Below are 214 nucleotides of genomic sequence, written 5' to 3'. Positions count from 1 at the left end.
ATGTGAATCCAGAAATAGCACCAACGCCGCACACAGTTACAACCATAAAGTTTACTACAGTGTGCCCGATTACACATTCACTAGTTTGATACAAAAGAATTGGTTGGTTTAATCGATGAAAATGAATTAAAAAAGATAGCGGGTGCGGGAGATGTGAATCCAGAAATAGCACCAACGTCGCACACAGTTACAACCATAAAGTTTACTACAGTAT

Annotated in this window: 1 pseudogene; it reads left to right on the top strand. The window is 38.8% G+C overall.

From position 1 onward, the window contains the following. Positions 1-84: 84 nt before the first annotated feature. Positions 85-214: pseudogene (locus MR083_RS27600) on the top strand (class II lanthipeptide, LchA2/BrtA2 family); the annotation flags it as partial.

The organism is Bacillus cereus group sp. BfR-BA-01408, assembly GCF_022663305.1.
GTDB lineage: Bacteria > Bacillota > Bacilli > Bacillales > Bacillaceae_G > Bacillus_A > Bacillus_A pacificus.
This window is presented reverse-complemented; position numbering and strand designations above follow the sequence as displayed.